Origin of the sequence: Microbispora sp. H10836, assembly GCF_012999525.1 — a bacterium.
Classification (GTDB): Bacteria; Actinomycetota; Actinomycetes; order Streptosporangiales; family Streptosporangiaceae; genus Microbispora.
In genome coordinates, this window is the sequence record NZ_JABBWU010000011.1 from 1 (window position 1) to 18,293 (window position 18,293).

At 68.7% G+C, this 18,293-nt stretch carries 17 protein-coding genes, 1 tRNA gene and 1 pseudogene; 10 read left to right on the plus strand and 9 right to left on the minus strand.

Annotated elements, in window-relative coordinates; translation table 11 throughout:
* The 4 genes and pseudogenes from HHX30_RS41790 to HHX30_RS20490 all read left to right on the plus strand — a co-directional run.
* A pseudogene (locus tag HHX30_RS41790) lies at window positions 1-162 on the plus strand (glyoxalase/bleomycin resistance/dioxygenase family protein); the annotation flags it as partial.
* Window positions 163-201: 39 nt separating this feature from the next.
* Window positions 202-447 carry a tyrosine-type recombinase/integrase gene (locus tag HHX30_RS20480; protein WP_169983806.1) on the plus strand — a complete coding sequence of 82 codons (246 nt, stop codon included), beginning with the start codon at window positions 202-204 and terminating at the stop codon, window positions 445-447.
* 574 nt (window positions 448-1,021) lie between these two features.
* Entirely contained in the window at window positions 1,022-1,666 is a 645-nt protein-coding gene (locus HHX30_RS20485) for a hypothetical protein (protein WP_169983591.1), read from the plus strand.
* Between the two features lie 112 nt (window positions 1,667-1,778).
* On the plus strand, window positions 1,779-2,237 hold the full coding sequence (locus HHX30_RS20490; protein ID WP_211592356.1) for a site-specific integrase: 459 nt from the start codon (window positions 1,779-1,781) through the stop codon (window positions 2,235-2,237).
* Window positions 2,238-2,321: 84 nt separating this feature from the next.
* Here the strand turns inward: HHX30_RS20490 and HHX30_RS20495 are convergent.
* The 9 genes from HHX30_RS20495 to dnaA all read right to left on the minus strand — a co-directional run bounded on the left by HHX30_RS20495 (window position 2,322) and on the right by dnaA (window position 14,490).
* Window positions 2,322-2,395 (minus strand) — tRNA-Ile (locus HHX30_RS20495).
* A gap of 164 nt (window positions 2,396-2,559) precedes the next feature.
* A complete protein-coding gene (locus tag HHX30_RS41795; protein WP_310741776.1) occupies window positions 2,560-3,267 on the minus strand; it encodes a DUF3566 domain-containing protein in 708 nt (235 codons plus the stop codon).
* A 196-nt stretch (window positions 3,268-3,463) separates the two neighbouring features.
* Entirely contained in the window at window positions 3,464-5,965 is a 2,502-nt protein-coding gene (gyrA, locus tag HHX30_RS20505) for a DNA gyrase subunit A (RefSeq protein WP_169983592.1), read from the minus strand.
* A gap of 28 nt (window positions 5,966-5,993) precedes the next feature.
* A complete protein-coding gene (gene gyrB, locus HHX30_RS20510; RefSeq protein ID WP_169983593.1) occupies window positions 5,994-7,940 on the minus strand; it encodes a DNA topoisomerase (ATP-hydrolyzing) subunit B in 1,947 nt (648 codons plus the stop codon).
* A 357-nt stretch (window positions 7,941-8,297) separates the two neighbouring features.
* Window positions 8,298-8,831, minus strand: a complete 534-nt coding sequence (locus tag HHX30_RS20515; RefSeq protein ID WP_311922639.1) for a DciA family protein — start codon at window positions 8,829-8,831, stop codon at window positions 8,298-8,300.
* Window positions 8,821-10,008, minus strand: a complete 1,188-nt coding sequence (gene recF, locus HHX30_RS20520) for a DNA replication/repair protein RecF (RefSeq protein WP_169983594.1) — start codon at window positions 10,006-10,008, stop codon at window positions 8,821-8,823. Before recF ends, HHX30_RS20515 begins: the two co-directional genes overlap by 11 nt.
* A gap of 113 nt (window positions 10,009-10,121) precedes the next feature.
* Window positions 10,122-11,120: a phosphogluconate dehydrogenase (NAD(+)-dependent, decarboxylating) gene (gene gnd / locus HHX30_RS20525; RefSeq protein ID WP_169983595.1), complete on the minus strand. Its 999-nt coding sequence runs from the start codon at window positions 11,118-11,120 to the stop codon at window positions 10,122-10,124.
* A 50-nt stretch (window positions 11,121-11,170) separates the two neighbouring features.
* A complete protein-coding gene (dnaN, locus tag HHX30_RS20530) occupies window positions 11,171-12,310 on the minus strand; it encodes a DNA polymerase III subunit beta (protein WP_169983596.1) in 1,140 nt (379 codons plus the stop codon).
* Window positions 12,311-12,834: 524 nt separating this feature from the next.
* Window positions 12,835-14,490, minus strand: a complete 1,656-nt coding sequence (gene dnaA, locus HHX30_RS20535) for a chromosomal replication initiator protein DnaA (protein WP_169983597.1) — start codon at window positions 14,488-14,490, stop codon at window positions 12,835-12,837.
* A 433-nt stretch (window positions 14,491-14,923) separates the two neighbouring features.
* On the opposite strand from dnaA, the gene rpmH reads away from it, so the two are divergent.
* The 6 genes from rpmH (at window position 14,924) to rsmG (ending at window position 18,148) form a co-directional block, all read left to right on the plus strand.
* Window positions 14,924-15,061, plus strand: a complete 138-nt coding sequence (gene rpmH, locus HHX30_RS20540; protein ID WP_015772801.1) for a 50S ribosomal protein L34 — start codon at window positions 14,924-14,926, stop codon at window positions 15,059-15,061.
* 65 nt (window positions 15,062-15,126) lie between these two features.
* Window positions 15,127-15,504 carry a ribonuclease P protein component gene (rnpA, locus tag HHX30_RS20545; protein WP_169983598.1) on the plus strand — a complete coding sequence of 126 codons (378 nt, stop codon included), beginning with the start codon at window positions 15,127-15,129 and terminating at the stop codon, window positions 15,502-15,504.
* Window positions 15,501-15,815: a membrane protein insertion efficiency factor YidD gene (gene yidD / locus HHX30_RS20550; protein ID WP_169983599.1), complete on the plus strand. Its 315-nt coding sequence runs from the start codon at window positions 15,501-15,503 to the stop codon at window positions 15,813-15,815. Before rnpA ends, yidD begins: the two co-directional genes overlap by 4 nt.
* A 4-nt stretch (window positions 15,816-15,819) precedes the next feature.
* Window positions 15,820-16,770, plus strand: coding sequence for a membrane protein insertase YidC (gene yidC / locus HHX30_RS20555; protein WP_169983600.1), 951 nt, complete (start codon window positions 15,820-15,822; stop codon window positions 16,768-16,770).
* A gap of 18 nt (window positions 16,771-16,788) precedes the next feature.
* Window positions 16,789-17,283 carry a R3H domain-containing nucleic acid-binding protein gene (locus HHX30_RS20560; protein ID WP_169983601.1) on the plus strand — a complete coding sequence of 165 codons (495 nt, stop codon included), beginning with the start codon at window positions 16,789-16,791 and terminating at the stop codon, window positions 17,281-17,283.
* Window positions 17,284-17,467: 184 nt separating this feature from the next.
* Window positions 17,468-18,148 (plus strand): 16S rRNA (guanine(527)-N(7))-methyltransferase RsmG, encoded by a 681-nt coding sequence (rsmG, locus tag HHX30_RS20565; RefSeq protein WP_169983602.1) that lies wholly within the window; start codon window positions 17,468-17,470, stop codon window positions 18,146-18,148.
* The last annotated feature ends 145 nt before the right edge of the window (window positions 18,149-18,293 follow it).

Below are 18,293 nucleotides of genomic sequence, written 5' to 3' on the forward strand. Positions count from 1 at the left end.
CTTCAGGACAAGGTGTGGGTCCACGGCCCCGGCGGCGAGCCCTGGGAGGTGTACGTGGTCAAGGCGGACGCCGACACCCTCACCAAGCAGACCGACTCCGTCCGCCGCGCCACCGACGACGCCGAAAAGGAGGCGGCGAGCGCGAGCAAGTCCTGCTGCTAGGCAGGACGGAAGACGCCCGGCACCAGATCGGGCAGGCCGATCGAACCGCGCAACCTCGCCCGGTCCTTCGCCCGGATCGTGGAGACGCACAAGCTCCGGCCGATCCGCGTTGACGACCTCCGGCACACCGCCGCGTCCTTGCTCAAGAAGCTCGGCGTCGCGCCGCGTGACGCGATGGAGATCCTCGGGCACAGCCGGATCTCGGTGACGATGGAGATCTACACGCACGGGAGACGCGAGAGCCGCGAGAATGTCCTCAAGAGGGTCACGGGACTATTCGAGTGAGTCTGTTGCAGTACCCGGAGTCTGTTGCAGTACCCGGAGTCTGTTGCAGTACCCGTTGCAGCAGAACGCCCCGAAGCTTGACCGCTTCGAGGCGTCTATCGAGGTGGGGCTACCAGGACTTGAACCTGGGACCTCTTCCTTATCAGGGAATCCGGGGGCTCGTTCGGGCTGGTCGCGTGAGGCTGCTACCTGCTGCGATCGTCCGTCGTCGTCCGCGAGTGTCCAGCGTCGTCCGTTGACGTTGTCACGCAGTTAGTCACGCAGGATTGAGCCACTGACCTGCGAGTTTGCCCTGTCCCGCCGTACGCTCGTCACGCACCACAGCCCCCCGCCCCCGATAGCTGCCAGGAATCGCGACTGTCGGCCGGGTTCTGTCAAGTCCGGCTTCGTGTGTCCATGTTCCCGGTGACCTTCCGTGCGCGCTGGTCGTCCTGCCGACACCTGCCGGACTTGACGGGTTCCGGTCGCCGCGAAGACTGGGCAGCGGGGGCGGGGGAGCCTTGCACCTTCCAGCCCAGCCGAAACGAGACCTCAGCCGTGTGAACCGTGGACGTAGGGTGACTAGGCTCGCGTCATGAATGGGAGACGGGTGTTGTTCGGCCTCCTCCTTGCGGCGGCTTTCGGCGTGGCGGCCGGGCTGTTCAAGGGGGACGAAACTGGGCTGAGAGCCGGGATCGGCAACCTGAGTGCTCCCTGGCTTCTGGTCGCTTTGCTCCCTGCAGTGAACTGTCGGACGGTGCCGCGCGGGGCACTCATGGGTTTCACCAGCACCCTCGTGGCACTCACCGGCTTCTATGCTGCTCTCACGGCCGTATTGGCCGGTCATCTCGGCGGGGGAGGGTATTTCACCGAGTTTCTCGTGGAGGCACAGGCCAACCGCCTCTACTTCCTTGGTGGCTTCGTTACGGGACCGCTTCTCGGTGCGGCCGGTGCCTGGATCGGTCGCAGTCGGCCCCGGTCGTTGTGGCCTGTCGTGGGGGCACTGGTAGCTGGTGAGATCTTGGTTGTCGCGCTTGTACAAGGTCGCCAACTCCTCCCGCCTCCGCTCTTCTTCCTCTGGGCCGTCGATGATTGGACCCCCTACATCGGCGAGTCCGCCGTCGGAATCGCGATCGTGCTTGTCGCCCTTTGGCGGACGCGCTCAAAGGCTCCGCCAGATAGTCCGACACGGGCTCCAGTGGCACAGGCTTCCCCCAGGCAAGTGAGCGAGGCCGACTAGATGGCCTTCGGCAGCCGGTACGCCCACGGTGCGGTGTGCCGCTACGGGAGTCAGCCCCTGCCCGTTGGGTGTGCCTCAGGGCCAGCAGGGCCGTCCGTCCAAGGCTCTGACCGTGGCGCAAGCCGAGGAGGTTCTAGAGGCTGCTGAGGGCAGGAGCTTGTACGCCTACGTCGTGGTGTCGCTGCTGACCGGTGCTCGAACCGAGGAGCTTCGGGCGTTGACGTGGGATCACGTGGACTTGGAGGGCTTGCCGGACGCGACTCCTCCTGTTCCGCCGTATGTAGCGGTCTGGCGTTCGGTGCGGGCCGGTGGAGACACCAAGACCAGGAAGTCTCGCCGTACACTCGCGCTGCCTCAACGCTGCGTGGACGTGCTCCGGCAGCACCGGGACGAGCACGAGCTGCGCCGCAGCTTCGTATCTCTCCTGTCTGACTCCGGGGTTCCTCTGGAAGAGATCTCTCGACTCGTCGGGCACAGCAGCACCGCCGTGACGGAACTCGTGTACCGGAAGCAGATCCGGCCCGTTCTCCAGGGCGGCGCGGTGGTCATGGATCAGATCTTCAACACGTGATCCACGGAGCTTAGTCACGCAGATAGACACGCAAAGATCAAAAAGGCCGCTCTCCTGTTATTGGAAAGCGACCTTTGAGCTGGGTGGGGCTACCAGGACTTGAACCTGGGACCTCTTCCTTATCAGGGAAGCGCTCTAACCGACTGAGCTATAGCCCCGCACCGCGCAACGAACGTTACCGCATCCCGTTTCCGGTGGCGAATCCGTCGTTCCGAACGAGGAAAAGCTTACCGTGTCCGGGCCTCTGGTCGTGCCATCGAGCGCGCCTCCGTACGGCGGGCCGCTCGGGTGGGGGCGGCCAGCCGTACCATGCGGCCCGGGGTCACTCGGCTTCGCTGAAGGTGACCTCGACACCGCCCACGAGGTCCGCGGAGATGTTGTAGATCACCGCGCCGAGGGTGGAGAGCGCGGTGATGAGCACGACGTTCAGCGCGCCCAGCAGCGCCGCGTACCCAAGGATGCGGACCGGCTCGAACCAGCTGCCGATGTCGATGGTGCCGACCCCGTTGCCGGCGGCGCCGCCGCTCGTGGTGAGCTGCGTGACGGTCTCGGTGATCGAGGAGAAGACGCCGAGTGCCGACAGCACGCCGTACAGCACGGCGACGGCCACGAACAGCACGACGAAGCACACCAGCGACACGACGAAGCTGAACTTCATCGCCGACCACGGCTCGATCCTGCGCAGGACGAGGTGGGCCTTGCGCGGCGGGCGCAAGCCGGACTTCTTGTTCTTGTCCTTCTCCTTCGAGGGCTCGGCGCGATCCCCGGCGGGGCCGAAGCTCAGCCCGCGTACGGAACCGCCGTCCACCGAGGGCCGGGCGTTGTCCACAGGCGGGCGTCCGTTGTCCACAGGGGGTGTGGACGTACCGAGGCCCGTGGGGCGGGGATACTGCGCGGTCGCCCCGCCGGTGTCGGACCTGCCGTTCTCGGACGCGCCGTCCGTGGCCGCCTGCCGCTTCCATGGCTGGTCGGCGGCCGAGGTCCTGATGCGCATGGTGTCGTCGGCCTTCGCCTTGTCGGCGGCGGTCACGTCATCTCCTTCGGAAGCCACCTTGGCGACGCTACCGCCATCGTGTGCCCGCGCGGTAACCCCATTCGGGGACGACGCCGGGCGGGCGCCCGTCGGTCTCTGCTTGCCGCCGGGTGTCCGCGGCCCGCCCGTGTCACTCATGCCACACCCTCGCCGGACGCCGCACTGTGCTTGTCGAGTCGCTCGTTACGCTCGCTCATGCCTCGTCTCCTGCCCCGTTGTCCTCGGTCTCCAACGACTCGGCGTTGCGAGCGAGGGCCACAACGCTGTCACCCTCGGCCAGGTTCATCAGGCGGACGCCCATGGTCTGGCGGCCCGACTGCTTGATCTCGCCGGCGCTGGTACGGATCACCCCGCCGGCAGAGGTGATCGCGAAGACCTCGTCCTCGGGACGCACCATGACGGCTCCGACCAGCTTGCCACGAGCGCTGACGATCTTCGCTGTCAGTACGCCCTTGCCGCCCCGGCCCTGGACCGGGTACTGGTCGGCGGGTGTCCGCTTCGCATACCCACCCTCGGTCGCGATCAACACGTCGTCGCCGTCGCTCATGACGTTCATCGCGAGAAGTTCGTCACCGTCGACGAAGCGCATGCCGATCACACCGCTGGTGGCCCGGCCCATCGGGCGCAGCGCGTCGTCCGAGGCGGTGAACCTGATCGACTGCGCGTTCTTCGACACGAGCAGCAGGTCATCACCCTCGGAGACGAGACGGGCGGCGATCACCTCGTCATCCTCGCGCAGGTTGATCGCGATCAGGCCACCGGATCGCGGCGAATCGTATTCGGACAGCCGCGTCTTCTTCACCAGGCCACTACGGGTCGCCAGCACCAGGTAGGGCGCCACGTTGTAGTCCCGCAGGTCGAGGATCTCCATCACGTGCTCGTCGGGCTGCATGGCGAGCAGGTTGGCCAGGTGCTGGCCGCGGGCGTCCCGGCCCGAGTCCGGCAGCTCGTACGCCTTGAAGCGGTAGACCCGGCCCTTGTTGGTGAAGGCCAGCAGCCAATGGTGCGTCGTGGTGACGAAGAAGTGCTCCACGATGTCGTCCTGGCGGAGCTGCGCTCCCCTGACCCCCTTGCCACCGCGCCGCTGGGCGCGGTAGAGGTCGGTGCTCGTCCGCTTGGCGTAGCCACCGCGCGTGATCGTGACGACCACGTCCTCCTCGGCGATCAGGTCCTCGATGGACATGTCGCCCTCGTACGCGATGATCTCGGTCTTCCGTTCGTCGCCGTACCTGGCGACGATCTCCCCGAGCTCCTCCGACACGAGCCGGCGCTGCCGGGGCTCGGAGGCCAGGATGTCCTGGTAGTCCGCGATCTGCGTCATCAGGCCGTCGTACTCGTCCTGGATCTGCTGCCGCTCCAGCGCGGCCAGCTTGCGCAGCTGCATGTCGAGGATGGCCTGCGCCTGGACCTGGTCGATGTCCAGCAGCGTCATCAGGCCGCCCTGCGCCTCGGCCGCCGAGGGCGACCGCCTGATCAGGGCGATGACGTCGTCGAGCCGGTCGAGCGCCTTGAGCAGACCGCGCAGGATGTGCGCCCGCTCCTCCGCCTTGCGCAGCAGGAACCGGGTCCGCCGGACCACGACCTCGATCTGGTGCGTGATGTAGTGGCGGACGAACTGGTCGAGCCGCAGCGTCCGCGGCACGCCGTCCACCAGCGCGATCATGTTCGCGCCGAACGTGGTCTGAAGCTGGGTGTGCTTGTAGAGGTTGTTCAGCACGACCTTGGCGACCGCGTCGCGCTTGAGCACGATCACCAGCCGCTGGCCGGTGCGCGACGACGTCTCGTCGCGGACGTCCGCGATCCCGGTGACCTTTCCGTCCCTGACCAGCTCGGCGATCGTGAGCGCGAGGTTGTCCGGGTTCACCTGGTACGGCAGGGCCGTGACGACCAGGCACTGCCGCCCCTTGGGGTCCTCCTCGACCTCGACGACGGCCCGCATGATGATCGAGCCGCGGCCGGTGCGGTAGGCGTCCTCGATGCCGCGGCGGCCGACGATCAGCGCGCCGGTCGGGAAGTCGGGGCCCTTGACCCGCGCGAGCAGCCCGTTGAGCAGTTCCTCGTCACTGGCCTCTGGGTTGTCGAGCGCCCACTTGACGGCCTCGCCGACCTCGCGGAGGTTGTGCGGCGGGATGTTCGTCGCCATGCCGACCGCGATGCCAGCGGATCCGTTGACCAGCAGGTTCGGGAACCGCGACGGGAGGACGACCGGCTCCTGCGACCGCCCGTCGTAGTTGGGCTGGAAGTCGACGGTCTCCTTGTCGATGTCCCGGAGCATCTCCATGGCGATCGGCGCGAGGCGGCACTCGGTGTACCGCATCGCGGCGGCCGGGTCGTTGCCCGGCGAGCCGAAGTTGCCCTGGCCGTCGACCAGCGGGTAGCGCAGCGACCACGGCTGCGCGAGCCGTACGACGGTGTCGTAGATCGACGTGTCGCCGTGGGGGTGGTAGGAGCCCATGACGTCACCGACGACGCGGGAGCACTTGAAGTAGCCGCGGTCGGGCCGGTAGCCGCCGTCGAACATCGCGTACAGCACGCGGCGGTGCACGGGCTTGAGGCCGTCGCGGACGTCGGGCAGCGCGCGGGACACGATGACGGACATCGCGTAGTCCATGTAGCTGCGCTGCATCTCGGCCTGGATGTCGACCGGCTCGATGCGATCGGCGGGAGGCCCAGGCGGCGTGTTCACTTCCGTCACGAAAAGTCCTTCTGGTCGGCCACGCTGCTCAGACGTCGAGGAAGCGGACGTCGCGTGCGTTGGTGATGATGAAGTTCCTGCGGGCCTCGACGTCCTCGCCCATCAGCACACTGAACAGGTCGTCGGCCTGGGCGGCGTCGTCGAGGGTGACCTGGCGCAGCACCCGGGTGTCGGGGTTCATCGTGGTGTCCCACAGCTGGGAGGCGTTCATCTCGCCCAGACCCTTGAACCGCTGCACACCGTCGTGGAGGCGGGGGTCGCGCCGGCCGCGGGCGACGCCGTCCTCGATGATCGCGTCCCGCTCCCGGTCGGAGTACGCGTACGAGGCGTCCTCGCCCTTGCGGTCCCACTTGATCTTGTACAGCGGCGGCTGGGACAGGTAGACGTGCCCGGCCTCGATCAGCGGGCGCATGAACCGGAACAGCAGCGTCAGCAGCAGCGTGGTGATGTGCTGGCCGTCCACGTCGGCGTCCGCCATCAGGATCAGCTTGTGGTAACGCAGCTTCGAGATGTCGAACTCGTCGTGCACGCCGGTGCCGAGGGCCGTGATGAGCGCCTGGACCTCGTTGTTCTTGAGGACCTTGTCGATCCGGGCCTTCTCGACGTTCAGGATCTTGCCGCGGAGCGGGAGGATCGCCTGGAACTTCGGGTCGCGCCCGCCCTTGGCCGAGCCGCCGGCCGAGTCGCCCTCGACGATGAACAGCTCGCACTTCTCCGGCTCCGACCACTGGCAGTCGGCCAGCTTGCCCGGAAGGCCGCTGCCGCTCTCCAGCAGGGACTTGCGCCGGGTGAGGTCGCGGGCCTGCCGTGCCGCGATGCGGGCGCGGGACGCCTGGAGCGACTTGTTGATGATCTCCTTGGCCTCGCCCGGGTTGCGCTCGAACCAGTCGCGCAGGTGGTCGTTGCAGGCCTTCTGGACGAACGACTTCGCCTCGGTGTTGCCCAGCTTGGTCTTGGTCTGGCCCTCGAACTGCGGGTCGGCCAGCTTCACCGAGATGATCGCGGCCAGGCCCTCGCGGACGTCGTCGCCGCTGAGGTTGTCGTCCTTGCCTTCCTTGAGGAACTTCTGCTCGCGCGCGTACCGGTTGACGATGGTCGTCAGCGCCGCGCGGAAGCCCTCCTCGTGGGTGCCGCCCTCGGCCGTGTTGATCGTGTTGGCGAACGTGTAGACCGACTCGCTGTAGGACGCGTTCCACTGCATCGCGATCTCGACCGAGATGCCGTCGCCGTGCTCCTCGAAGTCGATGACCGAGTTGTGGATCGCGTCCTTCTTGGAGTTCAGATGGCTGACGAAGTCGGACAGGCCGCCCTCGTAGTGGTACGTGACGACCTTGGGCTCGCCGTCGATGATGTGGTCGGGCCGCTCGTCGATGAGCTTGATCGTAAGGCCCTTGTTGAGGAAGGCCATCTCCTGGAATCGGCGCGCGAGCGTCTCGAAGTTCCAGGTCACGGTCTCGAAGATGGCCGGGTCGGGCCAGAAGCTGATCGTCGTGCCGTGGTCCTCAGTGGGCTCGCCCTTCTGCAGCGGCCCCGTCGGCTTGGCCGTCAGGTACTTCTGCCGCCACACGTGGCCGTCGGTGCGGACCTCGACCTCCAGGCGCGTCGACAGCGCGTTGACGACCGACGCGCCGACGCCGTGCAGGCCGCCCGAGACGGCGTACGACTTGCTGTCGAACTTGCCGCCGGCGTGCAGCACGGTGAAGACGACCTCGACGGCGGGCCTGCCCTCGGCGGCGACGATGCCCACGGGGATGCCGCGTCCGTGGTCCATCACGCGCACGCCGCCGTCGGCGAGCAGGGTGACCTCGATCAGGTCGTTGTAGCCGGCCAGCGCCTCGTCGACCGCGTTGTCCACGATCTCCTGGACCAGGTGGTGCAGCCCGCGCTCACCGGTGGAGCCGATGTACATGCCAGGGCGCTTGCGGACCGCTTCCAGCCCTTCGAGAACGGTGATAGAGCTAGCGTCGTAGGACAAGTGCGAAATCCTCCTGCCGCGGACACGCGGCGGGCGGCACCGTGGATTGGCTGCCCCTGCCGTTGCCCGTCACCGTCGTGAGTGCCCCGATGCGGCACCCAGGGAAAATCGGCCCGTGAGGCCGGGGTGACGCAAACCGGACGTGTCCTTGAGTCCGTTTACATTCTACCGGTCCGACCGACAACAGGTGGCATTCACGGGGGCTGTGATGCCCTGTCGCTTGATGATCATGTTTCCGAGCACCCCCCACACGGAATGGGGGTCGGGGCCTCACACGCGATTTTGGGCCGGTTCGGGCTCTCCACGGGTCGGTTCGACGCTCGTCACGGGCCTCGGGAGACGCTCACCGCCCCGCGATCAGCCGTACGTGTCGCCGGGCCCGCGGCTTCCGCGTACGCGCAGGCCGCCCTCCGGGCGGTGCCCGGCACCGGGGCCGTGCACCTTGACCCGGGTCACGGTGCCGTCGCCGAGCTCCTCGTTCAGCCGCCTGACCAGGGTGGATGCGAGCAACCGCACCTGCGTCGCCCAGGCGGTGGAGTCGGCGGCGACCAGCACCTCGCCGTCCTCGAAACTCTCCGGCCTCGTGTGGACGGCCAGTTCCGGTCCGACGATCTCCGCCCAGCGGCCGAACACGCCGCCCACGGCGACCGGCTGTTCCCATCCCCGGGCGGCGAGCAGGTCGCGGATCGCCCGCCCGAACGGCAGCGGGTCGCCGGAGTCCCGCCGCGGGGCGCCCGACCCGGAGCGGCGGCGCGGCTCGCTCCGCGGGAGCTGTCCCCGCTTCAGCGCGTCGGCCTTCGCCTGGGCCAGCTTCTCCCGCGCGAGCGCGGCGCCCCGCGCGACCGAGCCCTGCGGCGACTGTCCACCGGCTGTGGATATCTCATCGGACACGGGACACGCTCCCTTCCATCACGTCGAACCGGGCGCCGGTCAGCTCGGGGGGCACGTCGTCCGGCACCGCCGCCGTGATGAGCACCTGCTCGGCCGGGGCGACGATCTCGGTGAGCCGCCTGCGCCGCTGGCCGTCCAGCTCGGCGAAGACGTCGTCCAGGATCAGCACGGGGTCGCCGCCATCCGCTCTCAGCAGGTCGTAGGCGGCCAGCCGCAGCGCGAGCGCGAACGACCACGACTCGCCGTGGCTCGCGTAGCCACGGGCCGGCAGCTCGCCCAGCCGCAGCAGCAGGTCGTCGCGATGCGGGCCGACGAGGGTCACCCCGCGTTCGAGCTCGGCCTGGCGAGCCTCCGCGAGGCCCGCCCGCAGGTGCTCGGCCAGCAGTTCCCGGTTTGTCCCCAAGGTGGGGATATCTGTGGATAACCCCGATGGTCGGTATTCGAGATCGGCGAGTCCCGACGACGGGGCGAGAGTGGCGTACGCCTTCGCCGCGAGTGGGCGCAGCGCGTCCACCAGGCGCAGCCGCGCCGCGAGCAGTTCCGCGCCGTGACGCACAAGGTGGGAGTCCCAGACCTCGAGCGTGCTCATGACGTCTCCCGCGCCTGCCGCGGCGAAGGCCACGTCGTCCTCCTGCCGGCGGCCGCCGCGCCGCCGTCCCGCCCTCGTCGCCGCGGCCGTACGGAGGAGGGCGTTGCGCTGCTTGAGCACGCGCTCGTAGTCGGCCCGCACGCCGGCGAACCTGGGGACGCGGGCCACGAGCAGGTCGTCCATGAAACGGCGGCGCTCCGACGGGTCGCCCTTCACCAGCGCGAGGTCCTCCGGGGCGAACAGCACGGTCCGCAGCAGTCCGAGGGCGTCGCGAGGCCTGGGGACGGGCGAGCGGTTCACCCTGGCCCGGTTGGCCCGGCCGGGGTTGATCTCCACCTCGATCAGCGCGCGCCGGTCGTCCCTGACCACCGCCCCGCGCACGATCGCCCGCTGCGCGCCGTGCCGTACGAGCGGCGCGTCGGTGGCCACGCGGTGGCTCGAATGGGTCGCGAGGTAGCCCAGTGCCTCGACCAGGTTGGTCTTGCCCTGCCCGTTCGGCCCGACGAACGCCGTCGCCCCAGGTTCCAGCACGAGTTCGACCTCCGGGTACGACCGGAAGTCGGTGAGGGACAGGCTCGCCACGTGCACCCCGCCAGGCTAGTGCCGGTGCCCGGCCTTCGTGTCCCGACCATGGCGCGCTGTGGAGAAGCGGGCGAGTGCGGGCCGGTGATCCACAGCCTGTGGAGAACCGGCGCCGCGTGTCAGCGCTCTGCCTCCACCGGCGGGGTGACGTCGGCGCCGGGGGCGTCGGCGCCCTTGCCGCTCTGGCCCTCCATGGAGGCGACCGCGTGCCCGCCGAACTGGTTGCGCAGTGCCGCGACCATCTTCATCGCGGGGGAGTCGGCCTGACGCGAGGCGAAGCGGGCGTACAGCGCGGCCGTGATGGCCGGCAGGGGCACGGCATGGTCCACGGCCGCCTGGACCGTCCAGCGCCCCTCCCCGGAGTCCTCCGCGTAGCCCTTGAGCTCGGTGAGGTCGGGGTCCTCCTCCAGCGCCCGCACCAGCAGGTCGAGCAGCCACGACCGGATGACGGTGCCGTGCCGCCAGCTCTTGAACGTCTCGGGGACGTTGGTCACGGCGTCGCTCGCCTCGAGCAGCTCCCAGCCCTCGGCGAAGGCCTGCATCATGCCGTACTCGATGCCGTTGTGGACCATCTTCGCGAAGTGACCGGCGCCCACGCCGCCGGCGTGGACGTAGCCGTCCTCGCCCTCGGGCTTGAGCGTGTCGAAGATCGGCGTGAGCCGGCGGACGTGCTCCTCGTCGCCGCCGGTCATCAGCGCGTAGCCGTAGTCCAGGCCCCAGACGCCGCCGCTGACGCCCACGTCGACGAAGCCGATGCCGTGGGTGCCGAGGTCGGCCGCGTGCCGCTGGTCGTCCAGATAGTGCGAGTTGCCGCCGTCGATGACGACGTCACCCTCCGACAGCAGGTCGCGCAGCTGCTCGATCGTGCTCCGCGTCGGCGCCCCGGCGGGGACCATGACCCAGACCGCGCGCGGCGCCTGCAGCCTCTCCACGAGGTCCTTGAGGCTGCCGACGTCGCTGACCGAGGGATCGCGGTCGTAGCCCACGACCTCGTGGCCGCCGCGCCGCAGCCGCTCGGCCATGTTCCCGCCCATTTTTCCGAGCCCGATCATGCCGATCTGCATCTGAGCCACCCCTCCACCTCTGCGTCGTCCACGGAGGCACGCGTACCCATGCATCGGGGGTCCATGCCCGGAGGAGATCGTACGCCCGGGGTGTCAGGGCAGGGTCAGCTGGACAACCGGATGGGCATGATGAGGTAGCGGTAGTCCTCGCTCCCGCCGTCGTCCACAGGCTTGCCCCCGGTGAGGATGGCGGGCTTGGTCGGCGTGGTGAACTGGAGCCGCGCGACGTCGGAGTCGATCGCCCCCAGGCCCTCCAGCAGGAACTGGTGGTTGAAGGCGATGTTGATCTCGTCGCCGTCGAACTCGACCGGCAGCGCCTCCACGGCCTGCGCCTCGTCGCCGCTCCCGGCCTCCAGGACGACCTCTCCGCCGCGGAAGGCCAGCCGTACGGGGGTGTTGCGCTCGGCGACCAGAGCGACGCGCTTGACGGCCTCGACGAACGAGGCTGTGGACAGATCCGCGCGCGCGGAGAACTCGGTGGGCAGCAGCGAGCGGTACTTGGGGAATTCGGGGTCGAGCAGGCGGGTCGTCGTCCGCCGTCCGGAGCTGGAGAACCCGATCATGCCCTCGCCGGTGCCGCCGGCCGAGCTGAGCGCGATCTCGACCTCGGCGCCGCTGCCGCCCAGCGCCTTGGCGGTGTCCGCCAGCGTACGGCCGGGAATCATCGCCACGGCCTGGAAGCCGGGCTGCTCGGGCTGCCACTTCAGCTCGCGTACGGCGAGGCGGTAGCGGTCGGTGGCGGCGAGGGTCACGGTGTCACCCTCGATCTCCATCCGTACGCCGGTGAGCATCGGGAGCGTGTCGTCCTTGCCCGCGGCGACGGCGACCTGTCCGACCGCGGAGGCGAACACGTCGCTGCCGACCCGTCCGGCGGCCGGGGGCATGGCCGGCAGGGAGGGGTAGTCCTCCACAGGCATGGTGAGGAGTGTGAACCGTGCGCTGCCACAGGTGACGACGGCCTTGGCTCCGTCCACAACCAGTTCGACCGGCTGTGCGGGAAGCGCGCGGGTGATCTCGGCGAGGAGCTTGCCGGAGACGAGGACCACGCCCGGCTCCCCGGTCTGCACCTCGAGGGTCACCTCGGCGGAGACCTCGTAGTCGAAGCCCGACAGCTTCAGCCGCTGGTCGTCGGTCACCTCAAGCCGCATGCCGGCGAGCACCGGCACCGAGGGACGGGCCGGAAGGCTCCGTGCCGTCCACGCCACGGCCTCGGCGAGCACGTCGCGATCGATCCGGAACATCACGTGGATCAGCCTCCTGGGTGTCGCTGCTTCGTCAAGTCTTCACTCTCCCGCACCTGTGTGCCTCCAGAACCCCTTCTATGGTTCTTGAGTTCTTTAGAGGGAGAGATACAAGTCGTCTCATTAGGCAGTGTGGATATGTGGATGTCGAGCATTTTCGCAGCTCACGCGAGCTGATTCATCCACTGCGGGTGTGGGGGAGACGTGGACGGACCCCCTGTGGATTGTGGGTGGTCCCGCTGTCCCCACACCCGTTCCCCAGGCGGAGGGCCCTCTGTCCACGAGTAATCCACCATGTTTCCACCGGTTGTCCACGGGGTAAAAGGGACAGCCGAGTCGGCTGTGACGAGTACGCACAGGGCGTCCCCAGCTCGTCCACGGGTGTTCCCCAAGTAGTCCCCAGCTTTTCCCCAAAGTTGTCCCCAAGTGGGGACGGCGTGTTGGAGAGCCGGAGATGGTTTGGGTAACGACAGCGCGGCCGCCGAGGGCCGGAATTTTTGATCCACAGAGTTATCCACAGCTGTGCACTAAGCGTTGCGTGCGCGCTGCTTGATCCGTGTCGTCAACTCGTTGACCTGGTTGTACATCGAGCGCCGCTCGGCCATGAGCGACCGGATCTTACGCTCCGCGTGCATCACGGTGGTGTGGTCGCGCCCGCCGAACTGCTGGCCGATCTTCGGCAGGGACAGGTCGGTCAGCTCACGGGCCAGGTACATGGCGATCTGCCGGGCGGTGACGAGGGCCCGCGAGCGTGAGCTTCCACACAGGTCGTCGAGCGAGACGCCGAAGTATTCGGCGGTTGTGGACATGATGAGGGAGATGGTGATCTCCGGGCTCGCGTCCTCGCTGATGAGGTCCTTGAGGACGATCTCGGCGAGCTGGATGTCCACAGACTGCCGGTTGAGGCTGGCGAACGCGGTGACCCGGATCAGCGCGCCCTCCAGCTCGCGGATGTTCGTCGCGATGCGGCTGGCGATGTACTCCAGCACGTCGGGCGGCGCGGCCAAGCCCTCCTGGATCGCCTTCTTGCGCAGGATCGCGATGCGGGTCTCCAGCTCGGGCGGCTGGACGTCGGTGATCAGACCCCACTCGAACCGGTTGCGCAGCCGGTCCTCCAGCGTCACGAGCTGCTTGGGCGCCCGGTCGCTGGAGATGACGATCTGCTTGCTGGCGTTGTGGAGGGTGTTGAAGGTGTGGAAGAACTCCTCCTGCGTCTGCTCCTTGCCCTCGAGGAACTGGATGTCGTCGACGAGGAGGATGTCCACAGCGCGGAACCGGGAGCGGAACCCGTCGGCCTTGTGGTCGCGGATGGAGTTGATGAAGTCGTTGGTGAACTCCTCGGAGCTCACGTACCGCACCCGGGCGCCGTCGTACAGGCTCTGCGCGTAGTGGCCGATCGCGTGCAGCAGGTGGGTCTTGCCCAGCCCGGAGTCGCCATAGATGAACAGCGGGTTGTACGCCTTGGCGGGGGCCTCGGCGACCGCGACGGCGGCGGCGTGCGCGAAGCGGTTGCTGGCGCCGATGACGAAGGTCTCGAAGGTGTACTTGGCGTTCAGCCGGGCCGGCTCGCCGGAGGTGCGGCCGCCCCGGGCGTCCCAGCGGTTCTGCCCGGCGCCGGGCACCGGCCCGGAGACGGGGCCCGGCCCGGGAACCGGCTCGGGTTTGGGCGCCGCGGGCGGCTCGGGGGAGTAGCCGCCGGGCCGCTGCGGGCGGTCCGGCGGGGACATGTGCTGCGGAGGCTGTGGATACTGCTGGCCCTGTGGATAGTGCTGCCCGTGCGGCTCGGCGTCGCGCCGGATCGGGCCGTCCTCGCCTAAGGGGAAGCGGGTGGCCTGGGATCCGGCCTGTGGATAACCTGTGGACGGCAACTGTGGACGGTGGTCGGCCGCCGGCGCGGTGGTGGGGTCGGACGGCGCGGACATGCCGGCGCCGGGATCCACCATCACGGCGATCCGCACGGGCCGGCCGAGCTCCTGCGACAACGCGTGCACGATCAGCGGGCGCAGGCGTACCTCGATGACCTCCTTGGCGAAGTCGTTGGGGGCCGCCAGGAGAATCGTGTCGTTGATGAGGCCGGAGGGCTGCGTCATCTGCAGGAACGCCCGCTGCTGCCCCGAGACGCCCTCATCGAGCAGGGTCCTGAGCGCCCGAGCCCATACAGCGTTGAGATCGACGCCTTCCATGGCTCGGCCCCTCCTCCCGTTGCGCGGCCCCGCTCGCCCGCCGCGATCCGTGTCGTGTCAGTCCCGTACGCCTCGCGGCACCGGCCCTCGTCCGGATGCCATCCACATATGATCCACATGATGTGCACAGCCCGCGCGTCCTCCCCGGGCACATTCACGCTGATGGGGGGAAGGGCCGGACGGCCGACAGTAGCGGTGTGCGCAACCTGCGTTCAAGGCGTTGTCCACAGCCTAATGGGCCATGGTCGCTCGCCGTACTCGCTTGGCGGCACGGGTGCCGGTTTGACCTGACGTACGGTGGACCCGTAACGTGTCCCGGTCGGCTAATCACGCGACGGCTATTTCGCATGCCCGCGCATCTGACGAGCCGTGACCATGGAATGCACCGCGCCCGCGGAACGCCGCGGACGTACTTGACGCCTGGAGCCCACCCGTGAGCAAGCGTACTTACCAGCCGAACAACCGTCGCCGCGCGAAGACCCACGGCTTCCGGCTGCGCATGCGCACCCGGGCCGGCCGCGCCATCCTGGCCGCGCGCCGCCGCAAGGGCCGCGCCGAGCTGACGGTCTGACAACCAGACGCCGCCCGCCCGTGCCGAGCGGAGCGGGCGGCCGTACGTCGATAGAGGAAGGCCCGGTGCTGCCGTCCGCGTCCCGCATGCGGCGGGGTGACGAGTTCGCCGACGCGATTCGCCGTGGGCGGCGCGCCGGGTGTCCCACCCTGGTCGCACACCTGAACCTGCGCGACGCCGACGAGCCACCGCTGGTCGGCTTCGTCGTGAGCAAGGCGGTCGGTGGCGCCGTGGTGCGGAACCAGGTCAGGCGCAGGTTGAGACACCTCGTGCGGAACCGCCTGCCGATGCTGCCGAGAGGTAGCCTTCTGGTGGTACGCGCCAATCCACCGGCTGCGTCCGCGCGCAGCGAGCACCTGGCCGCCGAACTCGACGTCGCGCTGAGTCGTTTACTCCGGCGGCGCGGGTCCGATTCCCGGGCCCCGACGGATGGACGGTCATGACAGCGCAGCAACCGACCCCGGCAGTGGTGCCCGGGGAGGCCGACCGGCCCGCGACCGGGCCGGTCGCTCGTGTGCTGCTCGCGCTCATCAAGTTCTACCGCGCCTTCATCAGCCCGATGCTGGGGCCGAGGTGCCGGTTCGAACCGTCCTGCAGCGCCTACGGGTTGGAAGCCGTCGCCGTTCATGGAGCGGCGCGCGGGGTATGGCTGACCGTCAGGCGCATCGGACGGTGTCACCCGTTCCATCCTGGAGGTTTCGACCCGGTGCCCCCACGCCGAGTCCGGTCTCACGACGAAACGCAAGGGAGCTAGCTCGGTGGAGCTGCCATTCCTGAACTGGCTGTATACGGCCGTGGCCTGGGTGATCACCCACATCCACGCCGGCTACAGCACATTCATTCCCTCCAGCAGCGGTCTCAACTGGGCGCTGACCATCATCACGCTGACCGTGCTGATGCGTCTGTTGATTTTCCCGCTCTTCATGAAGCAGATGCGCTCGTCGCGCAAGATGCAGGAGCTCGCGCCCAAGGTCCAAGAGCTGCGCAAGAAGTACAAGAACGACAAGCAGCGCATGAACCAGGAGGTCATGCGGCTGTACCAGGAGGGCGGCGCCAACCCGCTGGGGGGCTGCCTTCCGATCGTCGCGCAGTTCCCGATCTTCATCTCGATGTTCACCGTGCTGCGGGCCATCGCCGAGGATCGGGCCGTTTTCGGGATGTCCAAGGAACTCGTGGAGAGCGCCCGGCAGGCGCACGTCTTCGGAGCTCCGCTGCCGGCGACCTTCTTCACGAGCGCGGCGGACATCGAGCAGTTCGGGGCCGACCCGCTGATCACGAAGATCGTGCTGGCGCTCTTCGTGGCCGTCAGCTCGCTCACCACGTTCCTCACCGTCCGGCAGAGCGTGAAGCGCTCGATGGCGCAGATGCCGGACAACCCCATGGCGCAGCAGCAGAAGATCCTCATGTACATCTCGCCGCTGTTCGCCGTCTTCAGCCTGAACTTCCAGCTCGGTCTGATCCTCTACTGGGTGACCACCAACCTGTGGACCCTCGGCCAGCAGCACTGGTTCTACAGCCGCCACCCCATGCCGGTGGTGGACGAGAAGGGCAACGTCACCACTCCCGAGCCGACGAACGGGATCTTCACCAGGCTGGTGGGGAAGCCCAAGGCGGCGGAGCAGCCTGAGCCGGCACCCGCCCCCAAGATCGTCCGTCAGCAGCCGACGCGCCAGCCTCGCAGCAAGCGCACCGGCAGCAAGAAGTCGTAGGAGAAGGAGAGTCCGGACGTGACCGAAGCTGAGGAGACCCTCAAGCCTGCTCCCGACCTCGAAGCCCTCGAACAGGAGGGCGAGATCGCGGCGGACTACCTTGAGGGCCTGCTCGACATCGCCGACCTGGACGGCGATATCGACATGGATGTCGAGGGAGACCGTGCCGTCGTCTCGATTGTGGGCATCAAGGGCGATGAGCTCGTGGGTCCCGGCGGAGAGGTGCTGGAGGCGCTGCAGGAGCTGACGCGCCTGGCCGTGCACCGCCAGACGGGGGAACGTTCGCGGCTCATGCTCGACGTGGGCGGCTATCGGGAGCGGCGCCGGGCCGAACTCGCCAAGGTAGGCGCCGCGGCGGCCGACGACGTCAAGCGCACCGGCGAGCCGAAGGCGCTCAAGCCGATGACGCCCTTCGAGCGCAAAATCGTGCACGACGCCGTAGCGGCGGCGGGCCTGCGCAGCGAGTCCGAGGGCGAAGAGCCCCGCCGCTTCGTGGTGGTCCTGCCCGCCTGACGCCTTTCACAGTTCCGACGCGGGGAAGCCGCCGGTCCCACATCCGGGACCGGCGGCTTTTCCGTCCTGTACGTGCCTTTGTCCCTGCCCCTCCCGGCCGGCGGACGCCGGATGTACGGCTGGCCGTCGCCGAGGGGGTAAGGACGGTTACCCTTGGCCCAGAGCGTTCATGAATGAGTGAGTGATGACGGAGAGCAACGAGCTGCCCGAGGCGCCCCCGGTGGCGCGAGAGATCTTCACCGGCGAGGCGTTGGAGCGGGCCCGGCTGTTCGCCGAGTTGCTCGCCGGGCCGGGCGTGGTACGGGGACTCCTCGGGCCGCGTGAGGTGTCCCGCATCTGGGACCGGCACCTGCTGAACTGCGCGGTCGTGGAGGAGGCGGTCCCGCCGGACTCGACCCTCGTCGACATCGGCTCGGGCGCGGGGCTGCCCGGGCTCGTGCTCGCGATCGTCCGCCCCGATGTGACGGTGACCCTGTTGGAGCCGCTGCTGCGCCGGACCGTGTTCCTGTCCGAGTGCGTGGAGGCGCTCAAACTCGACAACGTGGAGGTGCTGCGGGGGCGGGCGGAGGAACTCGCGCGCAAGCGCGTCTTCGATGTGGCGACGGCCCGCGCGGTCGCGCCGCTCGACCGGCTGCTGGCGTGGTCGATGCCGCTGCTGCACGAGGGCGGGGAGCTGCTCGCGATGAAGGGCGAACGGGCGCAGGAGGAACTGGACGCCGCCCGTCCCCAGTTGGAGGCGTTCGGGGTGAGGCACGTCGAGTTGGTCACCGTGGGGCACGGTAAGGTCGAGCCGCCCGCGACCCTCGTTCGCGTCGTCGCCGGACGGTCACCGCGAACGGACACGCGGAGGCGACGAAAGAGGTGAGCCGGTGGCGGACGCCGGATCAGTCGGTGTGACAGCGGGCCTGGGTTGGCCGGAGACCCGGCTCCCCCTACGCTGGGAGATCGCGACAGCAGGCCGGTCCTCCGGGGTGGGCTGGCCTCGTCCCTCTGCTGCGCCGGTCGAAAGG

Bases quoted from the DNA above. Each gene is read 5' to 3' on its own strand.
- rsmG (WP_169983602.1), top strand. From the start codon at position 17,468: ATGACGGAGAGCAACGAGCTGCCCGAGGCGCCCCCGGTGGCGCGAGAG.
- gnd (WP_169983595.1), bottom strand. From the start codon at position 11,120: ATGCATGGGTACGCGTGCCTCCGTGGACGACGCAGAGGTGGAGGGGTG.
- HHX30_RS20485 (WP_169983591.1), top strand. From the start codon at position 1,022: ATGAATGGGAGACGGGTGTTGTTCGGCCTCCTCCTTGCGGCGGCTTTC.
- dnaA (WP_169983597.1), bottom strand. From the start codon at position 14,490: ATGGAAGGCGTCGATCTCAACGCTGTATGGGCTCGGGCGCTCAGGACC.
- yidD (WP_169983599.1), top strand. From the start codon at position 15,501: ATGACAGCGCAGCAACCGACCCCGGCAGTGGTGCCCGGGGAGGCCGAC.